The 12,863-nt window shown below is 26.1% G+C and carries 12 protein-coding genes and 1 riboswitch; all 12 genes read left to right on the top strand.

All coding sequences use genetic code 11. The features are described 5' to 3' along the window. Positions 1–7: 7 nt before the first annotated feature. Complete coding sequence (locus tag RDY08_RS06825) at positions 8–1,237, top strand: M16 family metallopeptidase (RefSeq protein ID WP_307903626.1); 1,230 nt, start codon at positions 8–10, stop codon at positions 1,235–1,237. Between the two features lie 2 nt (positions 1,238–1,239). After that, complete coding sequence (locus RDY08_RS06820; protein WP_307903625.1) at positions 1,240–2,064, top strand: diguanylate cyclase domain-containing protein; 825 nt, start codon at positions 1,240–1,242, stop codon at positions 2,062–2,064. Further along, positions 2,064–2,564, top strand: a complete 501-nt coding sequence (gene dut / locus RDY08_RS06815) for a dUTP diphosphatase (protein WP_307903624.1) — start codon at positions 2,064–2,066, stop codon at positions 2,562–2,564. Before RDY08_RS06820 ends, dut begins: the two co-directional genes overlap by 1 nt. Before the next feature lie 32 nt (positions 2,565–2,596). Next, positions 2,597–3,397, top strand: coding sequence for a septum site-determining protein MinD (minD, locus tag RDY08_RS06810; RefSeq protein ID WP_307903623.1), 801 nt, complete (start codon positions 2,597–2,599; stop codon positions 3,395–3,397). Between the two features lie 35 nt (positions 3,398–3,432). Further along, positions 3,433–3,711, top strand: coding sequence for a cell division topological specificity factor MinE (gene minE / locus RDY08_RS06805; protein WP_307903622.1), 279 nt, complete (start codon positions 3,433–3,435; stop codon positions 3,709–3,711). Next, complete coding sequence (rodA, locus tag RDY08_RS06800; protein WP_307903621.1) at positions 3,701–4,807, top strand: rod shape-determining protein RodA; 1,107 nt, start codon at positions 3,701–3,703, stop codon at positions 4,805–4,807. The genes minE and rodA overlap by 11 nt, the downstream gene beginning before the upstream one ends. Before the next feature lie 60 nt (positions 4,808–4,867). Beyond that, a complete protein-coding gene (locus RDY08_RS06795) occupies positions 4,868–5,731 on the top strand; it encodes an RluA family pseudouridine synthase (protein WP_307903620.1) in 864 nt (287 codons plus the stop codon). Positions 5,732–5,779: 48 nt separating this feature from the next. Further along, positions 5,780–5,880, top strand: a riboswitch (purine riboswitch). Positions 5,881–5,947: 67 nt separating this feature from the next. Then, positions 5,948–7,240: an NCS2 family permease gene (locus RDY08_RS06790; protein ID WP_307903619.1), complete on the top strand. Its 1,293-nt coding sequence runs from the start codon at positions 5,948–5,950 to the stop codon at positions 7,238–7,240. A gap of 324 nt (positions 7,241–7,564) precedes the next feature. Beyond that, positions 7,565–8,665, top strand: a complete 1,101-nt coding sequence (gene alr, locus RDY08_RS06785) for an alanine racemase (protein WP_307903618.1) — start codon at positions 7,565–7,567, stop codon at positions 8,663–8,665. 1 nt (position 8,666) lies between these two features. Continuing rightward, positions 8,667–9,707, top strand: a complete 1,041-nt coding sequence (locus tag RDY08_RS06780; RefSeq protein ID WP_307903617.1) for an NHL repeat-containing protein — start codon at positions 8,667–8,669, stop codon at positions 9,705–9,707. Then, positions 9,689–10,504, top strand: a complete 816-nt coding sequence (gene murI / locus RDY08_RS06775; RefSeq protein ID WP_307903616.1) for a glutamate racemase — start codon at positions 9,689–9,691, stop codon at positions 10,502–10,504. Before RDY08_RS06780 ends, murI begins: the two co-directional genes overlap by 19 nt. A gap of 122 nt (positions 10,505–10,626) precedes the next feature. Next, positions 10,627–12,771 carry an amino acid permease gene (locus tag RDY08_RS06770; RefSeq protein ID WP_307903615.1) on the top strand — a complete coding sequence of 715 codons (2,145 nt, stop codon included), beginning with the start codon at positions 10,627–10,629 and terminating at the stop codon, positions 12,769–12,771. Positions 12,772–12,863 lie beyond the last annotated feature (92 nt).

Here is a 12,863-nt window from a genome sequence, read left to right as displayed (position 1 = left end):
GAAAAATATGTTTAAATTTGAAATAGTGGAATTAGAAAATGGGATACCTGTAATAATGGAAGTTACAAAAAATGTAAAATCAGCAACAATAGGTATATATGCAATAACAGGTTCTAAATATGAAAATTATGAAGAGAAGGGAATATCTCATCTATTGGAGCATATGTTATTTAAAGGAACTTCAAGAAGAAATGCAAAAGAGATATCGGAAGATATAGATAATGTAGGTGGAAAAATAAATGCATATACAAGCAAAGAAGTTACAGCATATTATGTTAGTATTGTTAATACATATTTAAATTTAGCAATAGATGTATTAGCAGATATTTATACTAACTCTACATTTCCAGAAGAGGAACTAGAAAAAGAAAAAAAAGTTGTTATAGAAGAGATTAGAATGTATGAAGATATACCAGAAGAAAAAATTCATGAAATAAACTCTAGATTTGTATTAAACAAAAGCAATTTAGGACTTCCAATTGCAGGCTCAGAAGAAAGTGTAACTAATATAAGTAGAGAATTATTAAAAAAATATTGGGAAGATAGATATACAAAAGATAATACAGTAATATCAGTTGTTGGAAATTTTAATAAAGAAGAAGTTATAAAACAGCTAAATGAAAATATTGGTAAATTAAATAGAACAAAAGTAGATAGAGAATATAATAAAGAGGTAATTATAAACACAGGTATTGAAGAGATGAAAAGAGAAAGTAATCAAGTTCATTTATGTGTAAATACAAAGGGTATATCTTATTTAGATAAAAATAGATATATATTAAGTTTATTATCTAATATTCTAGGCGGAAGTATGAGCTCAAGATTATTTCAAAAAGTTAGAGAAGATAAAGGATTAGCTTATTCTGTATATACTTATAGTTCGATGTATAAAGAAGGCGGATTTTTTACAGCTTATGCAGGAAGTACAAAAGATAAGTATAATGAGGCAATAGAAATAATAAAAAATGAATTTAAAGATATTTATGAAAATGGAATAACTAAAAAAGAATTGGAAAAAAGTAAAAATCAATATATTAGTGATTTAACATTAGGATTAGAAACAACTCGTTCAAGAATGGCAAGGATGGCATTAGCTTATATTAGATATGGAGAAATAAGAAAAATAGAAGCAATCCTAGAAGATATAAAAAATATAACATTAGAAGATATACATGATTTTGCCAAAACGTATTTTAAAGAGGATAATTATTCTGTAGTTGCACTAGGGGATATATAAGAATGAAAAATATAAAATTTATTGAAAATTTTATAGAAAAATTAAAAAACATTGTATCTTTTGAAACAATTTTGAACGAGAGTTTTGAAATGCTAAAAAAAGAGTATAATATAAAAAAAATAGCTTTTTATAAATATGATGAAAAAAATGATATTTATAAAAAAAATATAGCAATTCAATGTGAGGGTAAAAAATTATATAAAGAATTAAATGATATAGATTGTATAAATAATGGACATAAACATATTTTAAATGTAAGAGGAAAAAAATATGGAGTCATTATATTTGAAAAAGAATTTCCTGTATTAAAACCATTTATAAGTATGTTAGAACTTGCAATTGAAAGGATAGCTTTATCAGGACATATAATAAATTTTGATGAAGAAATCGAATTTGAAAAAGAATATTTAAAAGAAATTTTGGATATTGAAAGAAAAAGAAATCAAAAATTTATATTGTTAATTTGTGAAATAGACTATTATATAGATTATGAATCACAAAAACAATTAAATATACCAATACAAAAGTTTAATGAAATTATAAATAAAATTGATGATAATATAAAAGAAAGTGATATAGTGATTAGATATATGCATAATAAAATTGCAATATTATTAAATAAAATTTCTGTAGAGGAATTACATACAGTATTGGAAAGAATAAAAAATTTAGTAGAGTTAAAAAATTATGAGGATAGCAGTGTAATAAAATTAAATTATGGATATTCTATATTTGAAGGAAATAAAAGTATTGAAAATTTAATGGAAGAAGCAGAAAAAAATATTAAAAAGAAATTAAAGATTGAAAGGTGGTTAAAAAATTTATAATGGCTGAAAAATTAGTTGAGGAGAATAATAAAGAGGATAATAATAATAATATAAAAAATAATGAAATAAATATAAGAGTAATATTAGAAGAAGGGGCAAAACTTCCAGAATATAAAACAATTGGTTCAGCAGGAATGGATATTTTTGCATTTATTAATAAAGATTTAGAGATTGCTCCATTAGAAAGAGTTTTAGTTCCAACGGGAGTTAAAATGGAAATACCTGTTGGATATGAAGTGCAAGTAAGACCAAGAAGTGGGCTAGCTTTAAAACATGGATTAACATTAGTTAATTCACCTGGTACAATTGATTCAGATTATAGAGGTGAAATAAAAATTATAATGATAAATTTAGGAAAAGAATCTTATAATATAAAGCCGTATGATAGAATTGGACAATTTATATTAAAAAAAGTGGATAAAGCAAAATTAGAAGTGGTATCAGAATTAGAAAATACACTACGTGGTGAAGGTGGATTTGGACATACAGGGAAGAATTAGAATTAGGATAAGATAAAAAATAGGAGGTAATTATGGGAAAAGGTGTAATTTATGCAATAACTTCTGGAAAAGGTGGAGTTGGGAAAACAACGACAACAGCTAATATTAGTACGGGGTTAGCAATGCAGGGAAAAAAAGTAGCAGTTATAGATGCAGATATTGGGCTTAGAAATTTAGATGTTGTAATGGGATTGGAAAATAGAATTGTTTATGACATAGTTGATGTAGTAGAAGGAAGGGCAAAATTAAAACAAGCATTAATTAAAGATAAAAAATTAAAAGCAAATTTACAATTGCTTCCAGCAGCACAAACAAGAGAAAAAGATGCTGTGACGCCAGAAAATATGATGGAAATAACAAAAGAGTTAGCAGAAACATTTGATTATGTATTTATAGATTCTCCAGCTGGAATAGAAAGAGGATTTAAAAATGCAATAGCTGGAGCTGATGAAGTTATAGTGGTTACAAATCCAGAAGTATCAGCAGTAAGAGATGCAGATAGAATAGTAGGATTATTAGAAGCTGCAGAAAAAAATCCCCCTAAATTAATAATTAATAGAATTAGAATGGATATGGTAAAAAGAGGAGAAATGTTATCAATAGAAGATGTATTGGACTTATTAGAAATTGAAATATTAGGAATTGTTCCTGATGATGAAGATATAGTTATTTCAACTAATAGAGGAGAACCAATTGTAAAAACAGAGGAGTCAAGACCTGGTAAAGCATATAGAAATGTTGTGAAAAGAATATTGGGAGAAAAAGTACCATTATTAACTCTTGAAGAAAAAAAAGGTATATTGAAAAAACTTGCTACTTTGTTTAAAAAATAGGGGTAAATTTTATTGAGAAAATAGGAGGGATAAAAATGTTTGAAGCAATAAAAAAATTATTTGTAAAAGAAAAAAGTGGAGAAATAGCTAAGAATAGACTAAGAGTTGTGATAATGCAAGATAGAACTACATTTACACCAGTTTTAATGGAAAATTTAAAAAGAGATTTAATAGGAGTGTTTTCTAAATATTTAGAAATAGATACAGAAGGGTTAGAATTTAATCTTGAAAAAGAGGATGATAATGTAGGATTATCTATTAATATTCCAATAAAAAAAGTTAAATCAGATACAGATAGTATAGATGAAAAATAATCAAAGTATTCGACAATTATTAAGGAAAGTAAGGAAAGTTGATATAAAATTTATTTTAAATATATATATATTGGTATTTTTAAGTTTAAGTTTTGTTTACAGTGCTAGTTTAAAAAAACATGGAATTTTTTTTAAAAAAGAGATTGTATGGACATTACTTGGAACAATTGTTTTTATAATTTTTTCTTTGATTGATTATAAGAAATATGCTAAATATTCTAAAGTTATATATACACTTAATATAGGATTGTTATTATCTGTATATGTGATTGGGAAAAAGATATTAGGAGCTAAAAGGTGGATAAGTTTAGGTTTTATGAGTATTCAACCGTCTGAATTTGCAAAAATATTTTTAGTACTAACATTTTCAGAGTTGCTTGCTAATAAATATTCTAAAGGAGTTAGAGGTTGGAAAAATATTATTGTATGTGGATTCCATATATTAATTCCATTTTTATTAATATTAAAAGAACCTGATTTAGGAACATCTTTAGTGCTAATATTTATTTTTTTCTTATTAATATTTCTAAATGATGTTGATCTGTATCCATTATTTTCTTTGGTGGGAGCAGGAATTATTTTTATACCCATAGCATATTTTTTCTTATTAAAGGATTATCAAAGAGGAAGAATAGATACTTTTTTAGATCCAACTAAAGATTTACATGGAAGCGGATGGAATGTAGTTCAATCAATGATTGCTACTGGTTCAGGTGGGCTTTTTGGAAAAGGTTTTTTACATGGTACTCAAAATAAATTAAAATTCTTGCCAGAATCACATACGGATTTTATTTTTTCAGTATTAAGTGAAGAGTTAGGATTTTTAGGAAGTAGTATTTTGATAATTTTATATTTAACATTAATTATATATATTATAAATGTAGGAAGAAAAACAAAAGATAGATATGGAAAATTTGTAGCATTTGGGATTGCAGGGATTTTCTTTTTTCATGTTTTTGTAAATATTGGAATGGCAATAGGAATAATGCCGGTAACAGGATTGCCATTATTACTTATGAGTTATGGTGGAAGTTCTTTTATGTTTAGTTTTATGATGCTAGGTATAGTTCAAAGTATAAAAAATTATTCGAATTAGAATAAACTCTATAAGGATAGTTTAAGGAATTATGGAAAAAATTAAAATAGGAGAAAAAATATGGCAGAATACATTATAGATGAAGATTATGATAATGTAAGAGTTGACAAATTTTTAAGAAAAAAATATAAAGATATTCCATTAATGGGTATTTATAAAATGATACGAAAAGGTAGAGTAAAAGTTAATGGAAAAAAAACTAAAGAAAAATATAGACTTTTAGAAGGAGATATTTTAAAAGTTATAACAAATGATATTGTAAAAGAGAAAAAATTTATAAAATTAGATGAAAGAGACTCTAAATTAGTAACTCAAGGAATAGTATATGAAGATGAGAATATATTATTATTTAACAAACCTTATGGGATAGTTGTGCATAAGGGAAGTGGGCATGATTATGGATTAATAGAAATATTGAAAAGTTATTATAAAAATTCAGATATAAATTTTGTAAATAGAATAGATAAAATGACATCTGGACTTATATTAGCAGGTAAAAATTTAAAAACTATTAGGACATATACAGAATATATAAGAAATAAAGAGATAAAAAAATATTATTATGTATTAGTAAAAGGTGAAATAAAAGAGAAAAAATTTGTTATTGAAAGTAATCTTCTAAAAGGAGAAAAGAATGTAAATGAAGTAGCTGAAGATAAAGAAGGTAAATGGAGTAAAACTATATTTAAAGCTATAAAAGTGAATAATGGATATTCTTTATTAGAAGCAGAATTAGTAACAGGAAGAACTCATCAAATTAGAGTACAATTAGCAGAAAAAGGTTATCCAATATTAGGAGATTATAAATATGGTGTGAAATCAGGAAAAAAAATGTTTCTGTTTTCTCATAAAATAGAAATTGAAAAAGAAAATTTTAAATTTAATTTAGAATTACCAGAATATTTTTCAGAAAAATTGTTCTAATTTTTCTGAAATTGTGATATACTATCTATACAATAGTTAGGAATAGATTAAAAATAAATAAAATATACTCATATAATTTCAGGAATATGGCCTGAAAGTCTCTACCGGGTTGCCGTAAACACCCGACTATGGGTGAAGTTTGATAAAAAAGAGACACTTCACTCATGAAGTGTTTCTTTTTTTTGTCAAAATTAAATCATAGGAGGAGAGAAAAAAGTGGAAAGAGTATTCAAACTCAAGGAACACAACACAACAGTAAAACAGGAGGTTATAGGCGGAGCGACAACATTTCTTACAATGGCGTATATTATATTTGTAAACCCAAATATATTATCAGCAACAGGAATGGATAAAGGAGCACTTATAACAGTAACAATTTTGGCAGCATTTATAGGAACTTTATTAGTAGGAGTATGGGCGAATGTACCATTTGCAATGGCGCCAGGTATGGGTTTAAATGCATTTTTTGCATTTACATTAGTTTTGGGACAAAAAGTAAGTTGGCAAACAGCTTTAGGAGTTGTTTTTGTATCTGGAATAGCTTTTTTAATATTAACAGTTTTGGGAGTAAGAGAAAAGATAGTAAATGCAATTCCATTATCTTTGAGATTAGCAACATCAGCTGGAATTGGTTTATTTATTACTTTTATAGGGTTTAAAAGTATGGGGCTTGTAGTGGATAATCCTGCAACTTTAGTTGGAATGGGGAAATTTAATACACCTGTAATATTAGGATTAGTTGGATTAATTACTATAGCTGTACTTGAAGTTAAAAAAGTAAAAGGTTCAATTTTAATAGGAATTATATTAACAACTATTTTGGGAATAATATTTAAAGAAGTTTCAATTCCTACAGCAATAATATCTGTACCACCTTCAATAGCTCCAATAGCATTAAAATTAGATATAATGGGAGCTTTAAGTTTTGGATTAATTGGAGCAGTTTTCTCATTTATGTTTGTAGATCTATTTGATTCAATAGGTACAATTGTAGCATGTTCTTATGAAGCAGATATGGTAAAAGAAGATGGAACTATAAAAAAAATAGATAAAATGTTAGAAGCAGATGCAATTGCTACAGTTGTAGGTTCATTATTTGGAACAAGTACAACAACTACATATATAGAATCAGCTTCAGGAATTGCAGATGGAGCAAGAACTGGATTAGCAGCAGCAGTTACAGCTATATTATTTTTATTAGCTTTATTATTTACTCCAATTATTGGAATAGTGCCAGCATTTGCTACAGCACCAGCTTTAATTGTAGTAGGGGTATATATGTTTAGAAATATAAAAAAAATAGATTTTCAAGATTTTGAAGTAGCAATACCAGCATTTTTAACTATTATATTAATGCCACTTACATATAGTATAAGTACAGGCCTTATATTTGGATTTTTATCATATATATTGATAACATTAGTAAGTGGAGATTTTAAAAAGATATCACCTACAATGTGGGTTATAGGAGCATTATCTTTATTAGATTTAGCTTTTACAGCATTTTAAGAGATTTATAATTAAAATATTAAATTAAGAAGTTCCTTCAATTTTGGAGGGGCTTTTTTTTATTTTGTTTTATACTTTCTCACTTTGTTATTTTTTTGTAAAATGGAGATTCGTGAATTATATATATATATAAATACAGATAATTAGTCGCCATTTTCCATCCATCATTGTTCAGTGGTTCTAAAAAATTTTTTCTTTGTGTAACTTTGAGTTCTTAGCGTCTTTGTGCTGAAATCATCTTTTTTTATTTGAAGTAATATAAGAAATGTGGTAAGATTAAGATATAAATTATCATAAAAAGATTTCGTGAAGGGATATTTTAATATGGGAAATAGTAAAAATAGTTATTTAGAAATAGATTTAGATAAAGTGGTTGAAAATTATAATTATATTAAGGGATTAACTAATTCAAAAGTAATGGCTGTAGTGAAAGCAAATGCTTATGGATTAGGAATAGTAGAAATTGCAAAAGTTTTAAAAAAAGCAGGAGCAGATTTCTTTGGAGTAGCATTTTATGAAGAGGCTATAAAATTAATTAAAAGTGGAATAAAAGAGAAAATATTAATATTTAATTATATAAAAAAAGAGTATTTGAATAAATTAATTAATATAAACAATATAATTATAACAATATATTCAATTGAACAATTAAATGGATATATTGATTATATGGGAGATAATATAAATAAACTAAAAATTCATCTAAAAGTTAATACTGGATTAGATAGATTAGGGATTAGAGAAGAGGATCTAAATATAGCAATAAAATTAATCAAAAAATATAATTTGAAAATAGAGGGAATATATAGTCATTTTGCAAATGCTAGTGGAAATGAAGGATATACAAGATTTCAGGATAATAATTTCAATAAAATTATAAAGAAGTTTGAAGAGAATAATATTTTATTTAGAGTAAAACATATTTCTAATAGTGCAGCCACGTTATTATATAGAAAATTTGATTATGATTATGTTAGGGTTGGAATGGCAATTTATGGATTACAGCCTTTAGAAGAATATAATAATAATATAAAAGAAGTTTTAACATTAAAGTCTATTATTTCTGGAGTTTTTAATGTTAAAAAAGGGGAGAATATAGGATATGGATTAAAAACAGCTGCTTTAAAAAATATGAAAATAGCAATTATTCCAATAGGTTATAGTGATGGATATTTATTTCAATTATCATCAAAAGGTTTAGTTGAAATAAATGGAATAGAATGTAATATAGTAGGGGAAGTTTGTATGGATCAAATAATTGTGGATGTTTCAAAAATAGAAAATTTGAAAATAGAGGATGAGGTTATAGTTATTGGTGGTAAAATAGGTATAAATAGATTAGCTAAAATAGTCGATACTATTCCAGATGAGATATTATGTAAACTAAGCAACTCATTAGAAAAAAATTACATAGGAGATGTTTAAAATGAAAAAGACTATTTTTTACCTAATTATAATATTAAGCTCAATAACATTTTCACAGGAATTTTTTGTGAAAAAAGAGTTGAGTACTAGATTTTTTCCAGTGTCAGTAGCTGTAGATAAATTTGAAAACGCATATGTAGTAGATGGAATAACACATAGTGTGAAAAAATTTAATTCAAAAGGGAAATATTTGTTTTCTTTTGGTATAAAACAAACAGGAGGAAAAAATTATAAAGAGGGTGGAGTATATCCTTCACCGGTAGATCTATTTGTAAAAGGAAATAAAGTATATTTATTAGATACAAATAATGGAATATATATATTTGATTTAAAAGGGAAATTATTAAAAGAGATTGATTTAAAAGCAGGAAAATTACTTGGAGAAATAGAAAGACCAAAAGCAATATATGTATCAGATAAAAAAATATATATAGCAGATACAGATAATAATAGAGTAGAAATATTTAATTTAGAAGGAGAAGCAATTAGAGATTTTGGATATAAAAGCGTTACTGTAGGAGGAATGATACAGCCTCAAGGAATAACAAAATTAAATGGAGATATAATTGTATCTGACAGTGGAAATAATCGAGTTATGATTTATGATGAAAATGGAATTTTTAAAGGGTCTCTTTATGGAAAATCAAAAGAGCTTGATCTATCTTATAAAGCACCACTTGATATTTTTGCAGATACAGCTGGAGAAATATTTGTAGTTGATAATGGCAATCAAAGAATACAAGTTTTTAATAAAAATTATAAAATATTATTATTATTTGGAGAAAGAGGTGATAAACCTACTCAATTTAGAGATGCAAATGATATATGGGTAACAGATAATTATATTTATGTTACAGATGGAGCAAATAAATCTGTGAAAGTCTTTAATAAGGATTTTACATATATTAGATCAATTGGGAAAAATGTATTTCAAGATATATTTATATCTACGCTACTTATATTAACGTCTATATTTATAGTAGTATCTATTTTAATAAAAAGAGTTACAGCAAGGAGAAGAAAATGGAAAGAAGAGGAATAGGAGTATTTGATTCAGGATTGGGTGGGCTTACAGTTGTAAAAGAATTAAGAAAATTATTACCAAATGAAAAAATAATATATTTTGGAGATACTGCAAGAGTTCCTTATGGATCAAAATCTAAAAAAGTAATTGTAAAATATTCAAAAGAGATAACAAATTTTTTGATGACAAAAAATATTAAAATAATTGTGATAGCTTGTAATACTGCTACAGCAATGGCATTGGAAGAGATAAAAAATATGGTTGATATTCCAGTAGTTGGGGTAATAAAACCTGGAAGTAGAAGAGCGGTTAGAACAACAACAAACAATAATATTGGTATAATTGGAACAACGGCTACAATTGGAAGTAATTCATATTATAATGAAGTAAAAAATATAAATAAAAATATAAATGTATATCAGAAGGCTTGCCCATTATTTGTGCCTTTAATTGAAGAGGGGTTATTAGAAGACAGTGTGACATATGAAATGGCAAACAGATATTTAAATGGAGTAAAGGGGAAAGTAGATACATTAGTATTGGGATGTACACATTACCCTTTAATAAAAAAAACTATAAAAAAAATAGTAGGAGAAAATGTTATTTTAATAGATTCTGCAGAGGAAACAGCTATAGAAGTTAGAGATATATTGTATAGCAAAAGATTGCTTAGAAATGATGAAGGAGAAGAATCAGATTTTTTTGTAAGCGATATGCCTAAAAAATTTGAAGAGATTGGAAAAATATTTTTAGGAACTGATTTAAAAGAAGCAAAATATATAGATATAGAAAGCTATAGTGGAGAGAATAATTGATAATGATAATAAAAAATGAAAACGATAATAAAAATTAATAATGAGAAGATTAAAGGCTATATTATAAAATAATTTTTATGTACGATATGAAGCGTATCTTATTTTTTATTTGGAGGTTATTTATGGAGAAGAGATTTGGGACATTTAATGGAGTGTTTTTACCTACTTTTTTGACAATAGTTGGAGTAATATATTTTTTAAGATTAGGATGGGTAGTTGGAAATTCTGGGTTAATAGGAACAATAGCTATAATTATAATTGCACATATTATAACAATATCAACAGCATTATCTATGTCTGCAATAACGACAAATATGAAAGTAAAAGGTGGAGGAGCTTACTATTTAATTTCTAGAAGTTTGGGATTGGAAGTAGGAGGAAGTATAGGGATAACATTATATTTATCTCAAGCTATTTCTGTTGCACTTTATGTTTTAGGATTTATTGAGTCTGTAGAGATTATATTTCCTGGAGTAAATAAGACAGCAGTGTCTATAGTTGTAGCATTAATAATAGGAGCAATATCTATTGTAGGAGCTGATTTTGCTATAAAAGCACAATATTTTATATTTGGGTCTATAATTTTAGCTGTAGGGACAGTGTTTATATCTGGAGATTATAATACTCCAATTACATATATAGGTAATTTTAAAGAGGCAAAAAGTTTTTGGGTAGCATTTTCTATATTTTTTCCAGCAGTTACAGGAATTTTAGCAGGAGTAAGTATGTCTGGAGATTTAAAAAATCCTAGAAAAAATATTCCTAGAGGAACATTTTTAGCAATAGGTATTACATTTATTGTTTATATATTACAGACTATATGGTTTAGCTTAAATGTAGATAGTCAAACTCTTATGAGCAATAAATTAATATTAATATCAATAACAAAATTTCCATATTTTATTATTCTAGGAATTTGGGCGGCAACTTTATCTTCTGCATTGGGAAGTATTGTGGCAGCACCAAGAACTATGCAAGCATTGGCAAAAGATGGAGTATTACCTAAAAAATTGGGTAAAGGGAGTGGAGCTGCAGATGAGCCTAGAATTGCATCAATAATCACATTTATAATAGCATTTATATTTATAATTATGGGGAATTTAGATGTAGTTGCTCCAATTATAACAATGTTTTTTTTGAATACTTATGGGGCAGTAAATCTAGCTGCAGGTTTAGAGTCGGTAGTTGGGAATCCAAGTTATAGACCAACATTTAAAGTTCATTGGAGTATCTCTTTAGTTGGGGCATTAGGCTCTTATTGGGTAATGTTTTTAATTAATAAATGGGCAACTATTATATCATTAATTGTAACCTTTTTTATATATTTATATTTAAGCAGGAAACAAGTTACCAAAACTTGGGGAGATTTAAGAGGTGGAATTTGGATAGCTTTAGCTAGATTTGCATTATTAAAAATAAGATTTAATAAAGAAGAAAATGGTAAAAATTGGAAGCCAGATATAATTGTTTTTTCAGGAACACCAAGGCAAAGGCAAAGATTAGTTTATTTATCTAATTTATTAACAAAAGGGAATGGAATTGTAACATTAGTAAGTATAGTTGCAGGTGGAATAAAAGATAAATTAAAATCAAAAGAAATTATAACAGAGAATCTTAAAGATTATGTTAATAGTAGAAATATTTTAGCATTTCAAGAAGTTATTATAGCAAATAGTTTTAAAGAGTCTGCAACTGCAATAGTTCAAGCAAATGGGATTGGAACTTTAAAACCAAATACAGTATTATTGGGATTTTCAGAAGATGAAAATAAAATGATAGATTATGTAAGATTTATTGGCGATATGATTAAAATTGAAAAAAACATAATAATATTTAAAGAGAATGCTAAATTAGGTTTTGGAAGAAAAAAAAGAATTGATATTTGGTGGGGTGGATTAGAAAACAATGGAAATTTAATGCTTATGTTGGCTCATGTAATATCTTTAAATGAACAATGGAAAAATGCAACAATAAACATTAAAAGTATAGTAATGAAAGAATATAATAATTTAAATTTAAAAGATAAGCTAAAAAATATGTTTGAAGAAATGAGAATAGATGCAAATATAGAGTTATATAATGCAGAAGATGAAACTGTAATTGAATTAATACATAAAAAATCTAATGGAGCAGATTTAGTTGTAATGGGGTTAGCAGAACCAATAGAAGGGAATGAACAATTGTATATAGAGAGATTAAATGTATTGTCAGAAGGAATGCCAACAATATTATTTGTAAAAGGGGTAAATATAAAAGAGATAGTATAAGAAAATAGTTGAAAATATAATAGGAAATTGACAATTAGTAAAATAAAAAAAGAGATTAAAATAAAAAATATAAATAAAGATGAAAAGATTAT

Source organism: Haliovirga abyssi, assembly GCF_030295325.1.
In the GTDB taxonomy this organism is placed as follows: Bacteria; Fusobacteriota; Fusobacteriia; order Fusobacteriales; family Haliovirgaceae; genus Haliovirga; species Haliovirga abyssi.
The sequence above is the reverse complement of the archived record's forward strand: the minus strand, read 5'-3'. Positions and strand labels throughout refer to the sequence as shown.

Excerpts from the sequence above, each read along its gene's own strand:
- RDY08_RS06825 (WP_307903626.1), top strand. The coding sequence starts at position 8 with ATGTTTAAATTTGAAATAGTGGAATTAGAAAATGGGATACCTGTAATA.
- RDY08_RS06820 (WP_307903625.1), top strand. The coding sequence starts at position 1,240 with ATGAAAAATATAAAATTTATTGAAAATTTTATAGAAAAATTAAAAAAC.
- dut (WP_307903624.1), top strand. The coding sequence starts at position 2,064 with ATGGCTGAAAAATTAGTTGAGGAGAATAATAAAGAGGATAATAATAAT.
- minD (WP_307903623.1), top strand. The coding sequence starts at position 2,597 with ATGGGAAAAGGTGTAATTTATGCAATAACTTCTGGAAAAGGTGGAGTT.
- minE (WP_307903622.1), top strand. The coding sequence starts at position 3,433 with ATGTTTGAAGCAATAAAAAAATTATTTGTAAAAGAAAAAAGTGGAGAA.
- rodA (WP_307903621.1), top strand. The coding sequence starts at position 3,701 with ATGAAAAATAATCAAAGTATTCGACAATTATTAAGGAAAGTAAGGAAA.
- RDY08_RS06795 (WP_307903620.1), top strand. The coding sequence starts at position 4,868 with ATGGCAGAATACATTATAGATGAAGATTATGATAATGTAAGAGTTGAC.
- alr (WP_307903618.1), top strand. The coding sequence starts at position 7,565 with ATGGGAAATAGTAAAAATAGTTATTTAGAAATAGATTTAGATAAAGTG.
- RDY08_RS06780 (WP_307903617.1), top strand. The coding sequence starts at position 8,667 with ATGAAAAAGACTATTTTTTACCTAATTATAATATTAAGCTCAATAACA.
- murI (WP_307903616.1), top strand. The coding sequence starts at position 9,689 with ATGGAAAGAAGAGGAATAGGAGTATTTGATTCAGGATTGGGTGGGCTT.
- RDY08_RS06770 (WP_307903615.1), top strand. The coding sequence starts at position 10,627 with ATGGAGAAGAGATTTGGGACATTTAATGGAGTGTTTTTACCTACTTTT.